We start from the raw sequence: 19,917 nt of genomic DNA, 5'->3' as shown, positions 1-19,917 counted from the left end.
TACAAGGCGAAAAAATCAGGCCAGCGCCTTGCCGACGGCAGGCGCACAGGTGGCGTCGGCGCAGCACTCGTCGGCGAGATAGCCGATCAGCGCGTTCATGCCGGGATAGTTGGCGCGGCAGATCAGCGTCGTCGCTTGCCGTTCCTGCGTGACAAGACCGGTATCGACCAGCCGCTTCAAGTGATGCGACAGCGTCGAGGATGGGATGTCGAGCTTGCCCTGGACGCTGCCGACGGCAAGCCCGTCGTCGCCGGCGCGCACGAGGATGCGGTAAAGCTGAAGCCGCGTCGGATTGCCGAGCGCTTCGAGCTGGGCGGCTGCTTTTTCGAGTTTCATGGAAATAGGCTACGCGGCGTCTGTCGAGTCGTCAACCCAATTTCGAAAAATATGGAAATACTGTCAGCCGACCCGCTTGCCCGAGGCGTCGATGACCACCTCGCCATCCTCCTTGGTGAAGGCGCCGATGTCCGGGTTGGGCAGGATATCCAGCACCTTTTCCGACGGCCGGGCCAGCACGACGCCGAGCGGGCTCGCCACGATCGGCCGGTTGATCAGGATCGGATGCGCCAGCATGAAATCGAGGATTTCGTCGTCGGACCATTTCGGGTCGGCAAGGCCGAGTTCGGCGTAGGGCGTTCCCTTCTCGCGCAGCAGCCCGCGTGGCGTCATGCCCATGGACGCGATCAACTCGACCAGTCTTTGCCGTGACGGCGGCGTCTTCAGATATTCGATTACTTCCGGTTCCTCGCCCGACTGCCGGATGATGGCCAGCGTGTTGCGCGAGGTGCCGCAATCGGGATTGTGGTAGATGGTGACGGTCATTTCGCGGCTTTCATCTGTCTGGTTGGTTTCGGTTCGGCAAGCAGCCAGCCTGCCAGGGGCATGGCCAGCAGCGCTCCCAGCAATTCGGCTGATATGAAACCCGGCAGGTCGACCGGGCGGATGCCGGAAAACGTGTCGGAAAAGGCACGGGCGATGGCGACGGCCGGATTGGCGAATGAGGTCGAGGCCGTGAACCAGTAGGCGGCCGTTATGTAGAGCCCGACCAGCCAGGGGATCGCGTCGGAGCGCAAGCGCGGGCCTGCCAGGATGGTGAAGACGAGGCCGAAGGCGGCGACCGCCTCGGCGAGCCATTGTCCGGCTCCGGTTCGTACCGTCACCGAGGCCTGCAGGATCGGCAGTTCGAACATGGCGTGCGCCAGAAACGTCCCGGCGATGCCGCCGACGATCTGGGCGATGACATAGGCGAGCGCCGCGTTCACCTCGATCTCCCGGCGGAGCGCGAACACCAGCGTAACCGCCGGATTGAAATGCGCCCCCGACACCGGCCCCAGTATCGTAATCAGCACGACGAGGATCGCACCTGTCGGCAGCGTGTTGCCGAGCAGCGAAATGGCAACATCGTGCGTCAATCGGGATGCCATGATGCCGGAGCCGACTACGGTCGCGACCAGCAGCGCGGTTCCCAGCGCTTCGGCGACGCAGCGGCGTGGCAGGTCGGGCGCCACGCCGCTCAGCCGGCCTTCGGCAGGGTGCGGGCGATCTCGTCCAGCCACTTCGCTCATCGGCTTGCTCCTAGCAGTCACAGGTCACGGCATTGATGACGGGACGGCAGAGCTCCGGCGCGCCGTTGCAGCAATCTTCCATCAGATAGGCCAGGAGGTCGCGGAACCCGGTCATGTCGGCGACGTAGCGCACGATCCTGCCGTCGCGTTCGGGGCGTATCAGTCCGGCATGGGCGAGCACCTTCAGATGCGCCGACATGGTGTTCTGGACGGTACCCAGCCTTGTGGCGATCTCGCCCGCCGGAATGCCTTGCGGACCGGCGCGGACGAGCAGCCGGAAGACATCCAGCCGCGTCTCCTGGCCAAGCGCCGCCAGCGCGTTCAACGTGTCTTTTCTATCCATATATCCGAATCCTCGGATTTATGGATATCGGGTCTCCCGCGACCTGTAAAGCATGATCTCGGACGGCTTCAAGCCAGGCGAGTCTTCACCGCGGACGCAATCCGCCCTCGCCGGCCATCAGGTGACGGCCAGCACCTTGCCCGTATCGTGCTCGCGCACGAAATCCACGCGGGCGCCGTCCCAGTGATAGCTGTAATGCCGGCCCTGCACCGGAATGGTGATGGCGTCCGGCCAGAAGATGCCGATGCAGCCGCCGCCCGGCATGCGCACGCTGCTCCACACCAGCCCGTCGCTGCCGGCCGCCCGCAACGCCCGCCCTTCCGCTTGCGAGGCGGTGTAGTCGTCGGGATCGAGCGCGCCGGGCACCGGGTTCACGTCGTCGAGGTCGCGGTCGACGCTGCCGACCAGCACGCGGAAATCCGCCGTCCAGCCGGGGTCCTCGTTGGTGGCGCGCATGAATTTCTGATGGTGGTGAATGGTCTCGGCGAGCGCCACCTCTTCGCTATCGCCGGCATAATAGATCCCGTAGCTGCCATCCGAGAAGCGACCGGGCCGCAGGGTCGAACAATGCACGAAGGGCGCCATCACGAAGCTGGCGCCAGGGCCGGAGACCCGCCTTGTGGCCGCCACCTTGCCGAGGTCGCCGATCTCGATCCTGATGCGCGGGTTGGTCTTCTCCTCGACCGCGGCCAGCGCCTCCCAGTCACGCGGGTCGGCAATGTCCTCGAAGAGGTCGATTGGCGGATGGATGGAGCGGATGATGCGGAAGGTCTGGTGCCAGTGGACGCGGCGCCGGACCGCGAGCCCACTCACCATGCACCACGCTCCGCATCGAGCCATTCGCGCATCGCGGCAAGGTCGGAGATTTCGCCACGCAGCATCAGGTCGAGCGCCGACTGGCCGCCGAAAGCGGCATTGGGCTTGCGGATCCAGGCATAGCCGCGCGCCGGCTCCGTAAAGAGATAGCGCAGCCCTTTGTGGATGCCCATCAGGTGCGCCATGCGGGTGCGCAGGTCGCGGTCGATCCTGCCGACGCCGCCTTCCTTCCAGCGCGCCCAGGTGCGCGCCGACATGCCGCCGAGCAGGATGCAGGCATCGAGGTCGGTGAGGCCCCAGGCCTTGAACAGGTTGACGGTGGTGCGCGCCAGCGCGCCCGCCTCTTCATCCGAAATGGCGCTTCCAACCGTGGCCGGGGTGGTGACTATGGGCTGAAGCTGCATTTTTGCTCACCTCCGCTAATGGCAGAGATATAGCATGTATTTGCCAATTGGCAAGGAGAAACCCACGTCTTGTAAAGTCGGCGCCAGTGCCCCGCCTACTCGGCCGCCTCGTACCCGGCGATGCCCTTGATCTCGAGGAAATCCTCGAGACCGTACTCGGCATATTCGCGGCCGTTGCCGGACTGCTTGTAGCCGCCGAACGGCAGGCCGGCGTCCCAGGCGGGATAGTTGATGTAGACATTGCCGGTGCGCATGCGCGCCGCCACTTCGCGCGCTTTCTTCATGTCCTTGGCCTGGATGTAGGAGGCAAGGCCGAAGACCGTGTCGTTGGCGGTTTCGATCACCTCCTCGACGCTGTCATAGGGCATGATCGCCAGCACCGGCCCGAAGATCTCCTCGCGCGCGATGCGCATGTCGTGGGTGACGTCGGCGAACACGGTCGGCCTGACATAATAGCCGCGGTTGAGTTCGGCCGGACGGCCGGGGCCGCCGGCGACCAGCGTCGCACCCTCGTCGATGCCGCTCTGGATCAGGTCCTGGATCTTGTCGAACTGGAGCTGGCTGACGACCGGCCCGAGCTTGGTGCCGGCAGCGTCGGCGGGGCCGACGGTGAACTTTTCCGCCGCGGCCTTGGCATAGCCGGCAGCCTCGTCGTGGCGATCGCGCGGCACGAACATGCGCGTCGGCGCGTTGCAGGACTGGCCGCTGTTGCCGAAGCAGCCGGCGACGCCCTTGGTGACGGCCTTCGCGAGGTCGACATCCCCGAACAGGATGTTGGCCGACTTGCCGCCGAGTTCCTGATGCACGCGCTTGACCGTGTCGGCGGCGGCCTTGGCCACCAGGATACCGGCGCGGGTCGAACCGGTGAACGACATCATGTCGATGTCGGGGTGGCTGGACAGCGCCTGGCCAACGCCCGGTCCGTCGCCATTGACGAGGTTGAAGACGCCCTTCGGCACGCCGGCCTCGTCCAGGATTTCGGCGAAGATGATGCCGTCGAGCGGCGCGATCTCGGAGGGCTTCAGCACCATGGTACAGCCGGCGGCAAGAGCGGGACCGACCTTGCAGGTGATCTGGTTGAGCGGCCAGTTCCACGGCGTGATCAGGCCGACAACGCCGATCGGCTCCTTGACCACCAGCGAGCTGCCCTTGACATGGCGGAACTCGAACGACTTCAGCACGTCGGCCATCTTCTGCAGATGCGCGAGGCCGACGCCGACCTGGCTGTCCAACGCCATCTGGCGCGGCGCGCCCATTTCGCGCGACACGGCGAGCGCCAGATCGGCGCTGCGCTTCTTGTAGATCTCGATGATGCGGTTCAAGAGCTCGAGCCGCTCGCCGACCTCGGTGAAGCCAAAGGTGTTGAAGGCGCGCTTGGCGGCGGCCACCGCCTTGTCGACATCGGCCTTGGAGCCGAGCGATATCTGCGCGAAGGCATCCTCGTTCGACGGATCGATGACGTCGAGCGTGTTGGGCACCACAGGATCGACCCACGCACCATCGATATAGAACTGCAGATTGTGTGACATGGTTTTCTCCCTGGGGTGCGCCGCATGGCTTTGCCGGCCGTCATATGTGGCTGGAGATAACGATGCACAAACGGCGCTGTCAAACGCAACCCCCGAAGTGGTTGAGCCAGCGCGCCAGTGATTGAGCCAGCGGCGTTGTGCCAGCGAACCCAGCCGTTTTCGATGGCACAGGATGAATTACAGCAGCGTGTGTCCTGCCTCAACCAGACGCTTTCTTGCCGCATCCTGATCCGCCGCTTTCACCAGCAGGTGATCGCCATCGAAGGTGGACACCAAGAAGATGCCCAGCTCGTTTTCCGACAACGGCTGGATGACCGACAACACGATGCCGGTTTCGTCGAAAGCAAAGGGCCCCTGCAATTTGAAGGCAACCCAGTCGCCATCCTGCTTGACCGTGCCTGGAACGCGATCCTGCAGACACGTGATCGAAAGCTCGTCGTCGGTCCTGGTGATGCTGACGAAGCCCGGCCCATCCGACCAGCCGGGAATGCTGTCGCCCGCCCCAAGCCGCGAAATTGCGTACAGCCCCGGGAGTTGCTTCAATTTGATCCTGGCAGCCATCGTCGTATCCATGCCTCCGATTGCCCGCTATCGCGTCAATCTCTTGCTCATATAGACCGTCATGCCGCCCATGAACGGCTCCTCCCGGTCGATCGTATAGCCATGCCTTTTGTACAACAACACATTGGCCTCGAAGGCGCCGTTGGTCAGCAGCCGAAGCGCGGGGCGGCCCGCTTCGGTCGCCTTGCGCTCGGCCTGCTCCAGCAAAAGCCGGCCGATGCCCCTGCCCTGCGCCCGCGGTGCGACGCAGACATTCTCGATCCAGAGATGATCATCGGCCAGGATCGTTTCGATCATCCCGACAATGCCGTCCTCCTCGACGGCGAGATCGAACAGATGCTCGGCAACGGCCTTGTCGTAATCGGCGCGCATCGGCAGCGGCTCGCGGCCGATCACCGGCACCCATTTGGCATAGGCCGCGCGCACGATATCCCTGATCGCGGCGGCGTCCGCCGGCTCGGCCGGCCGAAGCCGGATGGAAGAAGTGATGATCATGAAAATGCTCCAGGCATGAAAAACCCCGCCGGCGGATATCGCGGGCGGGGCTGGAAACGAACGAACCGGGTCTATCGTACCGGTCTTTGTCGTCGCGCAATCCGCTTGCCGCTCCGCACTGTGCAGGTGCGGCGTCGCTTGGTGTTGGCGGGCGCGAAGACGAACATGGCATCAGGCTGGAACAGGAAGCGAGGTGCTGTCAAGGCGGCCGCTCGATCGGTAATGTCCGATGTCATGGAATCCCTGTATGCCTTGCGGTAACGGCAATTGATCGATGGACAAGAGATGACCGGGACGCTGAGCAAGGCGGTGCGGATGGTCGCCATCCTGAACCTTGGCTATTTCGGCATCGAGTTTGCCGTCGCCGTTTGGATCGGATCGGTATCACTGTTCGCGGACAGCATCGATTTTCTGGAGGATGCATCCGTCAACCTCCTGATCATGGTCGCGCTGGGCTGGACCATCCGCAATCGAGCGCGGCTCGGAATGGCGCTGGCGGCTATCCTTCTGATCCCGGCCTTGGCGACGCTTTGGACGGCGTGGGAGAAATTCAACATTCCGATCCCGCCAGCGCCCATTCCGCTAACGCTTACCGCGGCCGGCGCGATCCTCGTCAACCTGTCATGCGCGCTCATACTCGCCCGCTATCGCCATCACAGCGGCAGTCTTACCCGCGCGGCATTCCTGTCGGCCCGCAACGATGTCCTGGCGAATGTCTCGATCATTGCCGCCGGCCTGGCCACGGCCTTCGTGTGGAACTCGGCCTGGCCAGATATCATCATTGGCCTTGCGATCGCCGTCATGAATGCGGATGCCGCCCGCGAGGTCTTCACGGCCGCAAGACGCGAGTTCGCGCAAAGCCGGATTTCAAGCTGAGCCATTGGCGCCGAGGATGAGAACCCTGGTCATCGATGAAACCTAGCGGCCCGTCATGTCCAGCACCGCTTGCGGCAAGCGAGCACCCTTCAACGTGATCTGCGAGGCGGCCTGGTCGATATCCCTGAGCTCCTCCGGCGCAAGCTCGATGGCGGCGGATCCGAGGTTTTCCTCCAAACGGTGCAGCTTGGTGGTCCCGGGGATCGGAACGATCCATGGCTTCTGTGCAAGCAGCCAGGCAAGCGCGATCTGCGCCGGGGTGGCACCCTTCGCTGCCGCCACGTTGCGCAGCAGATCGACCAGCGCCACATTCGCCTTCAGCGCCTCCGGCGCAAAGCGGGGAACACTGGCACGGAAGTCGGTGCTGGCAAACGTCGTGTTCGCATCCATCTTGCCGGTCAGAAAGCCTGCTCCCAGCGGGCTAAACGGAACGAAACCGATGCCGAGCTCCTCCAGCGTTGGCAGGATTTCCGCCTCGGGTCCCCGATACCACAGTGAATATTCGCTCTGCACCGCAGTGACGGGGTAGACGGCGTGAGCGCGCCTGATTGTCTGCGCTCCGGCTTCGGAGAGGCCGAAATGCTTGACCTTGCCTTCCGCGATCAGCTCCTTCACCGCGCCTGCGACATCCTCGATCGGCACATCGGGGTCGACGCGGTGCTGATACAGGATATCGATGCGATCGGTCCTGAGGCGCTTCAGCGAAGCCTCCGCGACCGCCCTGATGTGATCCGGCCTGCTGTTCAGGCCGCCGCTGCGCTCACCCGTCTCAAGGTCGATGTCGAAGCCGAACTTGGTGGCAATCACCACCTTGTCCCGTAACGGCGCCAGCGCTTCGCCCACCAATTCCTCGTTGGCGAACGGACCATAGGCTTCGGCCGTGTCGAACAAGGTTACGCCAAGGTCCACCGCCGTTCGTATGAGGGCGATCATATCACCTCGCGCGGCCGGCGGACCGTAAGCCGAGGTCATGCCCATGCAGCCGAGTCCGAGAGTCGAGACTTCCAGGCCGCTGTTTCCAAGTGTGCGCTTTTGCATCTTTTTCTCCTGATTGCGGTTTAAAAAAATAACGTTCAGCGATCGATCCTTGCCGCCTGTTGCGGGGAGTAGCGCTCGCCCTGCACGGCAATCGCCGAGACCGCGCTCTCGATGTTGGCAAGATCGTCCGCCGACAGCGCAACGGCGGCCGATCCGAGGTTCTCCTCGAGGCGATTGAGCTTCGTGGTGCCGGGGATCGGCACGATCCACGGCTTGCGAGCCAGCAACCAGGCGAGCGCGACCTGTGCTGATGTCACCTTCTTCCCGGCTGCGATCGCGACGATTGCATCGACCAGCGCCTGGTTCGCCTTGCGGGCCTCCTCTGCAAAACGCGGAACGGTGTTGCGGAAGTCGCTGCTGTCGAACGTCGTGCTGGCATCGATGGCGCCAGTGAGGAAGCCCTTGCCCAGTGGGCTGAAGGGCACGAAGCCGATCCCCAGTTCTTCGAGGACCGGCAGGATCGCCTCCTCGGGTTCACGCCACCACAGCGAGTATTCGCTTTGCAGTGCGGCGACCGGCTGCACCGCATGCGCGCGACGGATCGTGCGCACGCCCGCTTCGGAGAGGCCGAAATGCTTCACCTTGCCTTGGCTGATCAAGTCCTTCACCGTGCCCGCCACCTCTTCGATAGGCACGACCGGATCGACGCGGTGCTGGTAGAGGAGGTCGATGTAGTCGGTCTTCAGCCGCTTGAGCGAGGCCTCGACGACGTCGCGAATATGCTCCGGCCGGCTGTCCATGCCGTCGTGTCCGGCTGTACCGGCAATGTCGATGCCGAACTTGGTGGCGATCACCACCTGGTCGCGGATCGGCTGCAGCGCCTCGCCGACAACCTCCTCGTTCTTGAACGGGCCATAGACCTCCGCGGTGTCGAAGAAGGTGACGCCGCGCTCGAACGCGGAGCGGATCAGGCGGACAGCATCCGGCGTCTCCATCGGTTGCCCGTATGAATGGCTCATCCCCATGCAGCCCAGCCCGATGGCCGAGACTTCGAGACCGCTGTTTCCAAGTGTGCGCTTTTGCATCTCAGTTCTCCATCATGTCTTCGCTAGGATTCTGACGGTCGCGGCGCGGGCACGCGCGCTGATCATCGGGGCGAGGTATGGGCTCGCCGCATATTTCGCCCGGTAGGCATCGTCGATGCGGTCGTTGATGGGCCCATCGACTGCTTCGAAGGCGACATCCCTGGTCATGCCGGCGGCGGTTATCCGACCGGCCTTCTGCCTGATCGCGGCCTGGTGCCAGCGCGACTTCTGGCCGTTGTAGCCGCGCACATAGAGTTCGCCATCGGCCGCCACCGACCAGATCCAGGTCGGTGTGCCAAGGGTGACGCGATCATCGCGCAGCGGCGCGATGTGCAGATCGTCGGTCGCGGCGATCCTGCCGAGTTCGTCCTTCGACCATGTCATTTGTCACCTACCATACTGCGCGTCGCTGACATGCTCCATCCAGTCGACGGCCTTGCCGTCGAGCGCTTCCTGGACGGCGATGTGGGTCATGGCGGTGGTGGGAGCCGCGCCGTGCCAGTGCTTCTCGCCCGGCCCGAAGCGAACCACGTCGCCCGGCCGGATTTCTTCGACCGGGCCGCCCTCGCGCTGCACGCGGCCGCAGCCGGCGGTGACGATCAGCGTCTGGCCGAGCGGATGGGTGTGCCAGGCGGTGCGCGCGCCGGGCTCGAAGGTAACGGCGTTGCCGGCCGCGCGCGCCGGCGCGATGGCTTGAAACAGCGGATCGATGCGGACAGCGCCGGTGAACCAGTCGCCCGGACCCTTGGCCGAAGGCTGCGAGCCGCCTCGCATGATATCCATGGTTTTATCCCTTCTTCACATGGGGCCAGATGCGGCCACCGCCTTCCAGGGCGGCCTGATTTGGCGCCCGATTGTGATGATGCCTATTTAGGGCCTGCGATTGGTCGCGATTAGCTGCTATATCCGGCATGTACTTATGAGAAGGACTCATGAATGGCGCGCGACAATCTGAATGAGCTGACCGCCTTCCTCGCCGTCGCACGCGAACAGAGCTTCACCCGAGCAGCGGCCAGGCTCGGCGTCTCGCAATCGGCGCTCAGCCACACATTGCGGGCGCTGGAGGAGCGGCTGGGTGTGCGGCTTCTGACCCGCACCACGCGCAGCGTCTCGCCGACCGAGGCGGGCGAGCGCCTGGCTCGCAGCATCGGGCCGAGGCTCGACGAGATCGAGATGGAACTCGCCGCCTTGAGCGCGCTGCGCGAAAAACCCGCCGGCACCATCCGCATCACCGCAGGCGAACATGCCGCCGACGCGGTCCTGTGGCCGGCGATTGCCAGGCTGCTGCCCGACTATCCCGACATCAGGATAGAGATCATCGTCGATTACGGCCTGACCGACATCGTCGCCGAGCGCTACGACGCCGGCGTGCGGCTGGGCGAGCAGGTGGCGCGTGACATGATCGCGGTGCGCATCGGCCCCGACATGCGCATGGCGGTGGTCGGCGCTCCAGCCTACTTCGCGGCCCGGCCAAAACCGCGCGCGCCGCAGGACCTGACCACCCACAACTGCATCAATTTACGCCTCCCCACCTATGGCGGCCTTTATGCCTGGGAATTCGAGAAGGCCGGACGCGAACTGAAGGTGCGCGTCGAAGGCCAGCTGGTGTTCAACACAGCCGCTCTGCGCCTGAATGCCGTGCTCGCCGGATTGGCTCTCGCCTATCTGCCCGAAGACCAGGTGCGCGCGCACCTTGCCAGCGGAGAGCTGGTGCGGGTGCTGTCCGACTGGTGCCCGCCCTTCCCCGGCTATCACCTCTACTACCCCAGCCGCCGGCAGGCGACGCCGGCCTTCTCGCTGCTGGTCGACGCCTTGCGCTACCGCGGCTAGATGGAGTTGACGAAGCAGGACCGCATCGGGAGTCGTACCTGGCTCATGAACGACACCCATTCAGAAATCGGCTTCCTCGACATATTTGGCCTTCAGCCATGTGTTCGACGGCCCGCTGCGATAGCCGCTGTCGGCGCGCTTCGAGATGACGCTCTCGAGCTTCTCGACGGCGCGGAAGATCGCTAGCGCACTGCCCTCGAAATGCTCGCTGTACTGGATCTTGCCGAGGCCGTGCTCAACCAGTTGCCACAGCGCCTGCTTGCGCTGCAGCAGGGGCAAGGAGGCTAGATTGCGACCATCGAGATGGAGGATGTCGAACGCGACGAACACCAGCCGGCTTGGTTCGTTCCAGATCGCGGCTTCCAGCGCAGGGCAATCGGGAGGGCCCTGCTCGCCTGGCACGATGACCTGGCCGTCGATAATGGCAGCCCGGCATGGCAGTTCGACAGCCAGCGCTATGGGCCAGTATTTCGTGGTCCAGTCACGGCCGTTCTTGCTGTAAAGACGCACGCCGCCCTTATCGATGATGATCTGCGTTCGGTAGCCGTCAAGTTTGACCTCGTGAACCCATCCCTCATCTTCGGGCGGCCGCTCGACCCGAGTCGGGATTTGCGGCGGAATAAATTCCAGCCGGCCGCCGTTGACCTTGGAACGCTTACTCAATGACGCCACCTTTGACCGCGCCAGCGGCGGCTGACCGGCACAGGCAGCCCGACATCCCCCCAACCTGGACGCCTGCCGCCTGTGCCGAGCCCCCGCCGAGCAATTGCGAGCATCTGCGCACGAGGCCGGATTGTCGTTAGCTTCGCATCCAAATACTTATCCTGGCGTACATATCCCGCCCCGTGCGGCGTTCTTGCCCCACCAGCGACTGGCGTATCCCATCTACAATTGCCGCCGGCCCATGCAGTCCTTTGGCTAATTCCGGGCGACCTGGTCAGTCCATCAAAAGCACCAGAGCGGGATGCAGCTTCTTCAGATTCGGCAATGATTTCGATTGCCACGGTATGTCGGGCGTTCCACGCACGACGAGCCGAACATCGGGATGCTTGCGCACCTCGATGGTAAATTTCGCCAGCAGGTTGATGCCGGAAGAGTTGAGAAAGTGAAGGTCCTTTAAGTTGAGCGTAATGGAAGAGGGATTTGAGGCAAGAACACTGGTCGCCAAAGCCGTGATCGGCGCACCGGCTTCGGAACTGGCAAGTCGCATGGCGCCGTCGAAAAAAATCTCGCTTCCTTCAATCCACACGCGGTAGTCGTCTGTCTTGATTTCCATAGCGTTGCTTCGTTTCACTAGTTGTGAATTTGCGAGATAGGAATGGAGGCATATGTCTCCAGGCAAATCCGATCGCCTTCGTCGGCGGAGCTGAATATCCAAGCCAGGCGCGCGCCATAGTCGCTCATCAACGTCAGCAATCCGAGTCCGGAGCCTGACACGTCGGGGTTCGCAGCATTCGCTTCAATTCGCTGTATCAGCAGGTCTTTGGGGTCGCCAACGGTGATGTCCGCCAGGAGACTTTGGAACTCAGACGCGTTTTCACCCTCGACGTCATTCGACACCTTGAGCTTGAAGCACTCCGAATCCATCGACGCCTCGATCACGATCTCGCCCGGCGCGCGAAACTTGACGGCATTTTCGATGAGCTCGTTGACCAGATATCCGATGCTATGCCGCATTTCCACGTAGTCATTGCGGGACGACTGGAAGCGCAACGCGAAAAGATCGGCGATAAAGTCCGAGGTCGTGGCACAATGACGCCAACTCAAGTCGAGAGGTCCGTCGAACAACCGCACGCGACTGACACTCTCCTTCATCCCGATTGCAATGTCTGGGGTACCGAACAGCGCTGGCATGGCCTATGTGTGCCTTATGATCACGAGGGTGATGTCGTCGTGGATCTTCTGGATTCCGATATGGGCCATCAGATCCTCGATGATCCCGGTTTTGATTTCCTCGGCGCTCCCGCCGTGACGTTTTCGTGCGCTCTGGCAGAGGCGCTCGAACCCGAACAGTCGCTTGTCATGGTCTTCCGCCTCGGTCACACCGTCGGTGTGCAGCACGATCACGTCGCCACTCCCAAACAGGACGTCACGCGTGGCAATGAACCGCGAGATGTCTTTCTCCAGACCAATCGGCAGACCCAGGTCAATCGTATCGATGCGTTCGACTTCGCCATCCGCACGGACAACGAGGACATCCTCATGCTGGCCGGATAGCGTTACCCGCTCATCCTCGAAGTCAAGAAAGGCCAGCGAGAGATGCTTATCGGTGTTCGTCCGCTCGATGTTCTTATAGATCGCTCTGTTCAGCCGATCGAGAAACTGGTGTGGATTCGCTTCGTTGGTCTCCTGCAGCGCGCGGGCAACGGATTGGACCATGAGCATCAGCACGCCGCTCTCGAGACCATGACCGGTCACGTCGCCGATGCCGATCTTGACCCGTGACCCGTTCTGCAGGACGTCGTAGTAGTCACCGCCGACCTCGTCGGCCGGCCGCATGTAGGCTGCGATTTCCAGGCCCGGAATCGCTTCGAGTTCGAATGGTTTCGGCAGCACCATCATCTGGATCTGCCTGGCAACCGCGAGCTCGGCACCAAGGCGGACGTTCTCGTCTCGCAGCTTTTCGTTGAGCGCGGATATCTCCTGGTTTGCGTCCCCGAGCTCTCTGGTTCGTTCGTCGACGAGTTGCTCGAGGTTTTCGGTATGAAAGCTGATCTCCTCGGCCATCCGGTTGAAAGCGATCCCTGCCGCTCCAACCTCGTCGCGCGTCGGAATGCTCACGCGGGTTGAATAATCCTTGGACTGGAGCCGCTGGGCGGCGCTGGCAAGCGCCCTGAGGCCCGCGGTGATCCGCTTCGAGATTCCGAGCACGGCCGCGAAAACAATCAGAAGCGAAACGATGATCGCACCGATCTGAAACAGCAGGATGCGATTGGTTGCCCGCGAAATACTCTCCTGCGCGGCGAACAGGGACGCATAGATCTCCCGCTCGGGAACGACGATCCCGACCGACATCGTTTCGGACTTGATCGGTCCCGAACTCCACAGATTGGTCGGCTTCAAGCTCTTGAGGACGACGATATAGGGTACGCGTTCGCCCTTGCTGTCGAGCATGATATGCTGAATGACGCCGTCATTGTTCTGGTCGAGAGGCAGCGACGCGATTGCCGGCTGCACGCTTCCCCGCAGGGACCTCTCCAGGCCGGTGACGCCTTGCGTGCCCGCATCGCTTGATGATTTCAGGCCGATGATCGCCTGGCCCGACGGATTGATCGCCACCACGTTGCCGGTCGACATCGTGAGGAAGCCGAACCCGGTTTCAGCGATCTTCACACGTTCGACGACTTCCGCGAGCTGGTCGAGAGTGATGTCCGCCCCCGCCGTACCGGCGATGCCGGTGCGATCGCGCGTCCACAGCGGGTGGAAAAAGCTGACGATCAGCTTTCCCGTGATTGCATCGGTGTAAGGCGCTGTCTGGGTAATATCGTCAGGAACCGGACGAGAGGCTGGATTCCTGGCCCATTGCTGCCATGACCCATAGATGCCCGGAAAGAAGAACTCCCAGAACTCCGCCTTGTTGTGGCCCGGATAGAGCTTGTCGAAGGTCTGTGCCTGGTCCGTATACGGGACCGTCCTGAAGATCGGCCGTTCTTTTGGACCAATATAGTACATCTGCAATTTGGACGACCCGCTGGCCATGAGAGTCGGCGCGACGAGATCGATCACGGTACTGTCTTCTATTTCCTTCTGAACGCCCGGCAGCGGGGTGTGGTCGGCACCCAGCAGGTAGCCCCAGACGCTCACCACGGAAGGCGCGCCCGGCAGATTCTGCGCCCAATCGCCCCGCGCGTCGTAGACGACCTTCACGGAGCCGGGCGCCTCATGCGAAAGCGTGGCTCCGACCTGTTGCTGCCTCCCTGGATCGTCGATCTGGGCCTGCAGCACGCCGGCCAGCGACTTGACGTCGCCATGGACTCGGTCGAGCAGCAGGTCGACGCTCAACGCCGTCGACTCGGCATAGGAACGAATGTATTCCTGGTTTGCGGTCGTCAGGCCCTCACCGACTTCCGATGTGGCATCGCGCGACAGCTTTTGAACGTTCCAAAGCGCCAGACCGCCGCTCAGCAGGAGGTCGAACAGGACGGCGCCGCCGACGACCAGTACGAATTTGGCTCGAAAGGAGCGTAGGCCGAAGCGCGGTGTGAGCTCGTCGTTGGCTTTCATTGCGGCCGTCGCCCCGATGCGACCCAGATCGGCCACCCCGCATAACCCTTGGGGTGGAGCGCAGCGAAAATGTGGTCCTGGAAGCCCTGCCGGAACCGTGCGACGAATTCCGGTCCGTCGCCGCGTCTGGCCGCCATCTCGCCCGCATAGACATCCGCCCAGGCTATGATGACATCGGCGAAGTCCTGCGGATCGCCATCCAGGTTAGTCACCATGAAGGTCTCGACACGTATATCTTCGAAGCCGGCTTCGATCAGGTATCGCCGACTCTTGGGCCCAAGCTCGACGTCCATCTCGAAATGCTCGAACAGCTTGGCCACCTCGTTGTAGGTCCAACGAATGCTCTCGGCGCGCGGCTCGCCGAGGCAATGCGAATTCTTCTCGTTGGTAATGTAGACCCGCCCGCCTGGCTTGCATATGCGGTAGAGCTCCTTGAGGATGAGTTCAGGTCGATTGAAGATTTGAAGGGAATGCCGGCAGGTGACCAGGTCGAACTGCGCTTCGTCAAGCAGCATCTCCGACGCATCGCCATAGGTATATTCGATGCCCCGGATATCGAACTCCCGCATCACGCGTCGAGCATAGCTGAGGCTTGACATGGAGTGGTCGAGCGCGACGATCCGCGATGGCTGGAACTCCTTCTGCACGAGCACGGCGAAATCCCCGATCCCGCAACAGATGTCGGCCATGATGATCCCGGGCCTCATGCCGTGTCGCGGCAAGATTGCGCGCTCGTGGCGCCAGGTCATCTTTGTTTGCGTGCGCAGGATCGGAACGAACGCGCCTTCCTCGAGGAAGCCCTGCCCCGGATAGAATTCACTATCATACTCCTCGACCGAGATGTTCGGTTCGATTCCGCTCAAGCGACCGAATTTTCGCGAGGTCCATCCGACGACGCTTGACGTGATGACGACGAATTTCAGATCGGGTCGAGCGCGACAGGCGTCGATGATGATCCTCGAAAAGGCGTGAAACGCGGCGTTGTTCATCTGCGTCAGGCGTCTGACATTGACGTAGAGAACGCCGCGCACGCGACTGATCGCATCGCGAAGCAATGCAATGCTGGGCGCGAGCTCATCGATCGCCTGAGGCCGAACCACCCCCGATATGGAGAACTCCTGATTGTTCGCGTCGTATTGCGCCTTAAAGCGTGGGTTAAGGTCGTAAGGGCTCAATGTTGCAGGCCTTCGAGCGGAAGATCCACGACAAGCTTGATTGCATCACCATCGGCGTCCTCGACCCTGAGTGTCGCGTTGTAGTCGACAGCCAGCTCCAGAAGTACGACCTCCCGGCTTGGCGCGAGATCCCCAGACACCGAATTGAGGTATCGCACCCTGGCCTCGAGTCCCGCGACTTGCGACATCGCTTCTTCGTAGAATTGGCGCTCCCCTGGCACGCAAGGTAATATCAGCTCGATCCTATCCGTGTCGCCATGGCGAGACACCCTGCATGCCAATTCGCCGTCGGCATGACGCGTACGAAAGGCAATTTCCAGCAATTCGTTAAAGGCAGAGGAAAAGAGATTTGAATGCCGGACCGAGTCTGACCTGTTTTGACTGATCATCCGGGCCATGTATGTCGAGACATAATCGCAGTGTCTCCAAGCGGAGACAAAAGCTTTGATTTCCATGTCGATCTGGATCATCGGCTCAAAAGTAGGCTCGCCAGCCAGGTCATGTTGAACAGGTCCCATCGGCATCCTCACTTATTTCATCAGTATTTGAGCCCGGGTGGGCGATGGCTTCCGAGGCGGAAATTTGACCGCCTCGTGATGACCCAATCCCGCACTGACTCGAAGAATTGCGCCGTATCCGCCTCGATCGTTTCTAGAAATCTCCGCTTCACCGTTACACAGGGGTACAAGGTGCTACACCGCCCGATTTGATTTCTCCATCGCTCGTACCACCCTCGGCGGGGACCGCCTGATGAAATCGCTGGTTGCCTCGGCTCCGAGCGGCCGCCCCAGGAAATTACCTTGCAGGCAATCACAATTTTCCTTGAGTAGCCACCGTGCCTGTGCCGCCGTCTCGACCCCCTCGGCAGTGACGCTTATTCCCAGGCCGTGAGCCAGATTTATGATCGATCGCACGATCGTTTGGCTTTTGAGATCGGTCTCCAGGTCCGCAATGAAGTACTGATCTATCTTCAAGGTGTCGAAGGGAAAATTCTTGAGGTAGCTCAACGACGAATAGTATGTTCCAAAATCATCGAGCGAAATTCGTATTCCCAAGACGTTCAGGGTATTTAGCGTGTCGATATTGTCGATCGTCTTCTCGAGAAGGACTGTCTCGGTTATCTCTAGTTCAAGTCTGTCGGCGCGGATTCCAACTGCGTCGATGACCTGAGCGACCGTGTCCGTCAGCGTACCACTAAGGAACTGAGCCGGCGAGAGGTTCACCGCGACTGTCAGCGAGGAAGGCCACGTCAACGCCTGGCGACAGGCTTGCTCGAGCACCCATCGTCCAATCTCATCCATCAGACCGTCGGCTTCGGCGACCGGTATGAACACGCTGGGTGGAATGACTCCAACCTCGGGATGCCGCCACCGCAGCAGCGCCTCGAAACCGATCACCGACGCGGGCGGCCGAATGAGCGGCTGATACTCCAGATAAAGCTCGCCCCGCTCCAGGGCGGTTCGCAGGCTGCGCCTCAGATTCTCGCGTTGCTCGAGCAAGAGCAGCATCGAACGGTTGAATGTTCGGGCGCAGCCGCGTCCATCCGTCTTGGCTGCGTAGAGGGCGATGTCGGCGGCTTTCATCAGCTGCTCGCCATCGGTCCCGTGCTCCGGCCCGAAAGCAATTCCGATGCTCGAGCCGACGAAGACGGGAATGCCGTTGATGACGAACGGTTCCTTGAACGCGTCGACCAGCGATCCGGCGAGGCGCTCGGCCTCCGCGGGCTGCTCCTTTCCCAATTGGATGACAGCGAACTCATCGCCGGCATACCGGTACGCCGATTCGCCGTCCTGCAGCGCGTCGCGGATGCGACCCGCCGCGAGCTGAAGAAGCGTATCGCCAGCCCCATGGCCGAGCGTGTCGTTGACCGCCTTGAAATCGTCAAGGTCGATTTGCAGCAGGGCGGCTTTCGGCTTTGGTCCGCCGACGGCCGCCATTGCTTGCTGCAGCTGCTCGCCAAATCGCCGCCGATTCTGCAGTCCGGTCAGCACGTCGTGCGTCGCCTGATGAAGCAGAATTACATGCTCCTGCTCCTCCGTTGCGCTCCGCCCGCCGTGGTCCCTTGATTCGATGATCCCCGCACCATTTGCAGTGGTGAAGACAAAAACGGACCGCGGCGCTCCGCCCGATGATCGCGGCAAGTCGATGTTTGCTGGAGAGCCACCCTGGAACACACGAAGAAATTCGTCGCGATACCGCGCATCGAGAAAGCTCGGGTAGATCTCCCAGACGGCGGCGCCCAGCGCCACGGCGTTTCCGTACACGCCTTTGAGCCTGGTTGCGTAGTGCGTCAGGCGGAAGTCGCGGTCATAGAACGACAAAAGTTCGGTCGTGTTCGCCAAAAGGTCAGTGAGAACCCCTTCGCCGGCACGTGGAACATCGCTCAAGGAAGGCCCCTCACTCTCCGTGCCGACGCCTGATGCCTCTGGGCGCAAGACCCACCTCCATAGGCGGTGCAGATTCGCATCCCCCAGTTTAAAAATAGCATAAATGTCAATCTTGGCAAACTTTCAACTCGCAGTCTCAACAAGCGCCGCCTAGGGCGTAGTTGCAATATCTGCTCCGCTGTAAATGGCGGCAAATTGTCGATAATGATCAACAGTCACAGTTCGTTAACAGATCGTGAATTGACGGGAATCAGCTATGTGATTGATGGCCCGGTGGACGCGATACGAAGATATTGTGATCCATGAGGCAGTGTAGCCTTCCCCGCCCCCGTCAAGCCTCTCTTGAGCCCGGCCGTTCAGCATCGCCGATCCCGCATTCAGTTTCCGAGCGCTTTGAGCCAACCTTCAAAGGAAGAGGCCTTCTCGTGTCCAGCAAGCGAAACAGAGTGGGCGGGGCGCGGCAAAACCACGGTACTGCGGCCTTCGCGGGGGCTGTAACCGAATTCCTTGCTGAATGCGCGGCTGAAATTAGCCGCCGAACTGAACCCGAAGGCTTCAGCGATTTCAACGATGCGCCGCCTGTCCGCCGGATCGCTAAGCGCAATATGGGCTGCCAGAAGGCGACGACTTTGTATGTAATGGAGAACACCACCGCTCGGTTCGAACAACTGATAGAGACGGGAGCGCGAGACGCCGAGCGCCCGGCACATTGAATCCGGCGTCAGATGAGCCGCATCCAGATTGTTTTGGACGTATCGACGCGCTCGCTCCATCAGCGCGACACTCGCCAATTGTTCGGCGGCCGCTGCATGTTCCGCCGGAGGCGCGAGGCAGGCAATGATCATGCTGCGTGTTGCGTGTACGATGCGGGGCAGATCATCAGCCGTGAGACTGCGCAGGCTTGCTTCGATGCTGTTGATGTAGTCGACCAGAAGGTTGGCAAAGTTGCCGGACAGAATTGAATTGTTCCTTGCGTCGAGGTTTGCCGCCGCATCAGAGAACAAATCACGCGGCAGATAGAGAAAGAGACTTTCGGAGTCCGTCGTCCTCCCGCGAAACGGGTAGCCAAGCGATCTGATCTCCAATTTGCCCGGCTGGCCTTCCGCAATGCGGCGATCGACCTCCGTCCACGACTGGCCGGTATGTGGCAAGACGAAATACCAGTGATCGATCGCGCTGGACCGAAGCTTCGCGGCGGAACGGATGTAACTATGTGCCGGTGCGTGCTGTTGAACGATCAGCATGCCGCCGAGGTTCCAGGTCGTGTGGTCGGCGGGAAAGCCGTCGTCCAGCGATTTGTCATCCGGCAACCTGACCTCGACAAGAGGCGCCATATGCGCTTGCCAAGCGGCGAATTGATCCCGCGGCGCCAGGTCGCGCGTTGAAAAGGGCAGAGGTTCGAGCGCCGGCGCGAGCAACGGAGCAACCTCATTGTGAGGTTGAGCGTCGCGCGGCCAACGACGTCGATCATGGTCCAGCGACTGCCTCGCAGGGGCCTTGCCTTGCCTTTTAGCGTCCATCGCGTGGTGCCATATCCGATTCCGGTATGCCCATGCCCCTCGCAATCATGTGGTGTAACCCGGGCATCTGGCAAGACCGGCGGAACTCAAGCCGACTAAAACGGCGATCACGCTGGATTACAGTAAGAA

Annotated in this window: 23 protein-coding genes; 2 read left to right on the top strand and 21 right to left on the bottom strand. The window is 61.8% G+C overall.

What is annotated here, in order from left to right; all coding sequences use genetic code 11:
- Positions 1-15: 15 nt before the first annotated feature.
- The 9 genes from ACFSQT_RS16295 to ACFSQT_RS16255 all read right to left on the bottom strand — a co-directional run bounded on the left by ACFSQT_RS16295 (position 16) and on the right by ACFSQT_RS16255 (position 5,713).
- Positions 16-336 carry an ArsR/SmtB family transcription factor gene (locus ACFSQT_RS16295; protein WP_056591381.1) on the bottom strand — a complete coding sequence of 107 codons (321 nt, stop codon included), beginning with the start codon at positions 334-336 and terminating at the stop codon, positions 16-18.
- A gap of 63 nt (positions 337-399) precedes the next feature.
- On the bottom strand, positions 400-822 hold the full coding sequence (arsC, locus tag ACFSQT_RS16290) for an arsenate reductase (glutaredoxin) (protein ID WP_379020278.1): 423 nt from the start codon (positions 820-822) through the stop codon (positions 400-402).
- Positions 819-1,565 carry an MIP/aquaporin family protein gene (locus tag ACFSQT_RS16285; RefSeq protein ID WP_379020276.1) on the bottom strand — a complete coding sequence of 249 codons (747 nt, stop codon included), beginning with the start codon at positions 1,563-1,565 and terminating at the stop codon, positions 819-821. The genes arsC and ACFSQT_RS16285 overlap by 4 nt, the downstream gene beginning before the upstream one ends.
- 10 nt (positions 1,566-1,575) lie before the next feature.
- Complete coding sequence (locus tag ACFSQT_RS16280) at positions 1,576-1,908, bottom strand: ArsR/SmtB family transcription factor (protein WP_379020274.1); 333 nt, start codon at positions 1,906-1,908, stop codon at positions 1,576-1,578.
- 117 nt (positions 1,909-2,025) lie between these two features.
- Positions 2,026-2,724 (bottom strand): RES family NAD+ phosphorylase, encoded by a 699-nt coding sequence (locus ACFSQT_RS16275; RefSeq protein WP_379020272.1) that lies wholly within the window; start codon positions 2,722-2,724, stop codon positions 2,026-2,028.
- Positions 2,718-3,128 (bottom strand): antitoxin Xre/MbcA/ParS toxin-binding domain-containing protein, encoded by a 411-nt coding sequence (locus ACFSQT_RS16270; protein ID WP_379020270.1) that lies wholly within the window; start codon positions 3,126-3,128, stop codon positions 2,718-2,720. The genes ACFSQT_RS16275 and ACFSQT_RS16270 overlap by 7 nt, the downstream gene beginning before the upstream one ends.
- Before the next feature lie 95 nt (positions 3,129-3,223).
- Positions 3,224-4,657 (bottom strand): aldehyde dehydrogenase family protein, encoded by a 1,434-nt coding sequence (locus ACFSQT_RS16265; RefSeq protein WP_379020268.1) that lies wholly within the window; start codon positions 4,655-4,657, stop codon positions 3,224-3,226.
- A 177-nt stretch (positions 4,658-4,834) separates the two neighbouring features.
- Positions 4,835-5,218, bottom strand: a complete 384-nt coding sequence (locus tag ACFSQT_RS16260) for an ACT domain-containing protein (RefSeq protein ID WP_379020266.1) — start codon at positions 5,216-5,218, stop codon at positions 4,835-4,837.
- A 27-nt stretch (positions 5,219-5,245) separates the two neighbouring features.
- Positions 5,246-5,713, bottom strand: a complete 468-nt coding sequence (locus ACFSQT_RS16255; protein ID WP_379020264.1) for a GNAT family N-acetyltransferase — start codon at positions 5,711-5,713, stop codon at positions 5,246-5,248.
- Between the two features lie 285 nt (positions 5,714-5,998).
- On the opposite strand from ACFSQT_RS16255, the gene ACFSQT_RS16250 reads away from it, so the two are divergent.
- The gene (locus ACFSQT_RS16250; protein ID WP_379020262.1) at positions 5,999-6,589 is read left to right on the top strand and encodes a cation efflux transmembrane domain-containing protein; all 591 of its coding nucleotides are present in this window, start codon (positions 5,999-6,001) and stop codon (positions 6,587-6,589) included.
- Between the two features lie 42 nt (positions 6,590-6,631).
- Here ACFSQT_RS16250 and ACFSQT_RS16245 read toward each other — a convergent pair whose 3' ends face one another.
- The 4 genes from ACFSQT_RS16245 to ACFSQT_RS16230 are packed head-to-tail and all read right to left on the bottom strand — an operon-like array spanning position 6,632 to position 9,435.
- A complete protein-coding gene (locus ACFSQT_RS16245) occupies positions 6,632-7,627 on the bottom strand; it encodes an aldo/keto reductase (protein ID WP_379020260.1) in 996 nt (331 codons plus the stop codon).
- A gap of 35 nt (positions 7,628-7,662) precedes the next feature.
- Positions 7,663-8,652: an aldo/keto reductase gene (locus tag ACFSQT_RS16240; protein ID WP_379020258.1), complete on the bottom strand. Its 990-nt coding sequence runs from the start codon at positions 8,650-8,652 to the stop codon at positions 7,663-7,665.
- 12 nt (positions 8,653-8,664) lie between these two features.
- On the bottom strand, positions 8,665-9,036 hold the full coding sequence (locus tag ACFSQT_RS16235; RefSeq protein ID WP_379020256.1) for a DUF2255 family protein: 372 nt from the start codon (positions 9,034-9,036) through the stop codon (positions 8,665-8,667).
- Positions 9,037-9,039: 3 nt separating this feature from the next.
- A complete protein-coding gene (locus ACFSQT_RS16230) occupies positions 9,040-9,435 on the bottom strand; it encodes a (R)-mandelonitrile lyase (protein WP_379020254.1) in 396 nt (131 codons plus the stop codon).
- Positions 9,436-9,588: 153 nt separating this feature from the next.
- On the opposite strand from ACFSQT_RS16230, the gene ACFSQT_RS16225 reads away from it, so the two are divergent.
- Positions 9,589-10,482 carry a LysR family transcriptional regulator gene (locus tag ACFSQT_RS16225; RefSeq protein ID WP_379020252.1) on the top strand — a complete coding sequence of 298 codons (894 nt, stop codon included), beginning with the start codon at positions 9,589-9,591 and terminating at the stop codon, positions 10,480-10,482.
- A gap of 60 nt (positions 10,483-10,542) precedes the next feature.
- Here ACFSQT_RS16225 and ACFSQT_RS16220 read toward each other — a convergent pair whose 3' ends face one another.
- From ACFSQT_RS16220 to ACFSQT_RS16185, 8 genes are all read right to left on the bottom strand, one after another.
- A complete protein-coding gene (locus ACFSQT_RS16220; RefSeq protein ID WP_379020250.1) occupies positions 10,543-11,145 on the bottom strand; it encodes an ATP-dependent DNA ligase in 603 nt (200 codons plus the stop codon).
- Between the two features lie 274 nt (positions 11,146-11,419).
- Positions 11,420-11,758 carry a slr1659 superfamily regulator gene (locus ACFSQT_RS16215; RefSeq protein ID WP_379020248.1) on the bottom strand — a complete coding sequence of 113 codons (339 nt, stop codon included), beginning with the start codon at positions 11,756-11,758 and terminating at the stop codon, positions 11,420-11,422.
- Positions 11,759-11,775: 17 nt separating this feature from the next.
- Complete coding sequence (locus tag ACFSQT_RS16210; RefSeq protein ID WP_379020246.1) at positions 11,776-12,336, bottom strand: slr1658 superfamily regulator; 561 nt, start codon at positions 12,334-12,336, stop codon at positions 11,776-11,778.
- Positions 12,337-12,339: 3 nt separating this feature from the next.
- Positions 12,340-14,706 carry a SpoIIE family protein phosphatase gene (locus tag ACFSQT_RS16205; protein ID WP_379020244.1) on the bottom strand — a complete coding sequence of 789 codons (2,367 nt, stop codon included), beginning with the start codon at positions 14,704-14,706 and terminating at the stop codon, positions 12,340-12,342.
- A complete protein-coding gene (locus ACFSQT_RS16200; protein ID WP_379020243.1) occupies positions 14,703-15,881 on the bottom strand; it encodes a methyltransferase domain-containing protein in 1,179 nt (392 codons plus the stop codon). Before ACFSQT_RS16200 ends, ACFSQT_RS16205 begins: the two co-directional genes overlap by 4 nt.
- Entirely contained in the window at positions 15,878-16,399 is a 522-nt protein-coding gene (locus tag ACFSQT_RS16195; RefSeq protein WP_379020241.1) for a ubiquinone biosynthesis methyltransferase UbiE, read from the bottom strand. Before ACFSQT_RS16195 ends, ACFSQT_RS16200 begins: the two co-directional genes overlap by 4 nt.
- Before the next feature lie 174 nt (positions 16,400-16,573).
- Positions 16,574-18,268 (bottom strand): putative bifunctional diguanylate cyclase/phosphodiesterase, encoded by a 1,695-nt coding sequence (locus ACFSQT_RS16190; protein WP_379020240.1) that lies wholly within the window; start codon positions 18,266-18,268, stop codon positions 16,574-16,576.
- 377 nt (positions 18,269-18,645) lie between these two features.
- Positions 18,646-19,788, bottom strand: a complete 1,143-nt coding sequence (locus ACFSQT_RS16185; RefSeq protein ID WP_379020188.1) for a helix-turn-helix domain-containing protein — start codon at positions 19,786-19,788, stop codon at positions 18,646-18,648.
- Positions 19,789-19,917: the final 129 nt, after the last annotated feature.

It is taken from the genome of Mesorhizobium calcicola (assembly GCF_042682105.1).
Taxonomy (GTDB): Bacteria; Pseudomonadota; Alphaproteobacteria; order Rhizobiales; family Rhizobiaceae; genus Mesorhizobium; species Mesorhizobium calcicola.
This window is presented reverse-complemented; position numbering and strand designations above follow the sequence as displayed.

Coding starts and splice junctions, on each gene's coding strand:
- ACFSQT_RS16295 (WP_056591381.1), bottom strand. CDS start 336: ATGAAACTCGAAAAAGCAGCCGCCCAGCTCGAAGCGCTCGGCAATCCG.
- arsC (WP_379020278.1), bottom strand. CDS start 822: ATGACCGTCACCATCTACCACAATCCCGATTGCGGCACCTCGCGCAAC.
- ACFSQT_RS16285 (WP_379020276.1), bottom strand. CDS start 1,565: ATGAGCGAAGTGGCTGGACGAGATCGCCCGCACCCTGCCGAAGGCCGG.
- ACFSQT_RS16280 (WP_379020274.1), bottom strand. CDS start 1,908: ATGGATAGAAAAGACACGTTGAACGCGCTGGCGGCGCTTGGCCAGGAG.
- ACFSQT_RS16275 (WP_379020272.1), bottom strand. CDS start 2,724: ATGGTGAGTGGGCTCGCGGTCCGGCGCCGCGTCCACTGGCACCAGACC.
- ACFSQT_RS16270 (WP_379020270.1), bottom strand. CDS start 3,128: ATGCAGCTTCAGCCCATAGTCACCACCCCGGCCACGGTTGGAAGCGCC.
- ACFSQT_RS16265 (WP_379020268.1), bottom strand. CDS start 4,657: ATGTCACACAATCTGCAGTTCTATATCGATGGTGCGTGGGTCGATCCT.
- ACFSQT_RS16260 (WP_379020266.1), bottom strand. CDS start 5,218: ATGGCTGCCAGGATCAAATTGAAGCAACTCCCGGGGCTGTACGCAATT.
- ACFSQT_RS16255 (WP_379020264.1), bottom strand. CDS start 5,713: ATGATCATCACTTCTTCCATCCGGCTTCGGCCGGCCGAGCCGGCGGAC.
- ACFSQT_RS16250 (WP_379020262.1), top strand. CDS start 5,999: ATGACCGGGACGCTGAGCAAGGCGGTGCGGATGGTCGCCATCCTGAAC.
- ACFSQT_RS16245 (WP_379020260.1), bottom strand. CDS start 7,627: ATGCAAAAGCGCACACTTGGAAACAGCGGCCTGGAAGTCTCGACTCTC.
- ACFSQT_RS16240 (WP_379020258.1), bottom strand. CDS start 8,652: ATGCAAAAGCGCACACTTGGAAACAGCGGTCTCGAAGTCTCGGCCATC.
- ACFSQT_RS16235 (WP_379020256.1), bottom strand. CDS start 9,036: ATGACATGGTCGAAGGACGAACTCGGCAGGATCGCCGCGACCGACGAT.
- ACFSQT_RS16230 (WP_379020254.1), bottom strand. CDS start 9,435: ATGGATATCATGCGAGGCGGCTCGCAGCCTTCGGCCAAGGGTCCGGGC.
- ACFSQT_RS16225 (WP_379020252.1), top strand. CDS start 9,589: ATGGCGCGCGACAATCTGAATGAGCTGACCGCCTTCCTCGCCGTCGCA.
- ACFSQT_RS16215 (WP_379020248.1), bottom strand. CDS start 11,758: ATGGAAATCAAGACAGACGACTACCGCGTGTGGATTGAAGGAAGCGAG.
- ACFSQT_RS16210 (WP_379020246.1), bottom strand. CDS start 12,336: ATGCCAGCGCTGTTCGGTACCCCAGACATTGCAATCGGGATGAAGGAG.
- ACFSQT_RS16205 (WP_379020244.1), bottom strand. CDS start 14,706: ATGAAAGCCAACGACGAGCTCACACCGCGCTTCGGCCTACGCTCCTTT.
- ACFSQT_RS16195 (WP_379020241.1), bottom strand. CDS start 16,399: ATGGGACCTGTTCAACATGACCTGGCTGGCGAGCCTACTTTTGAGCCG.
- ACFSQT_RS16185 (WP_379020188.1), bottom strand. CDS start 19,788: ATGGACGCTAAAAGGCAAGGCAAGGCCCCTGCGAGGCAGTCGCTGGAC.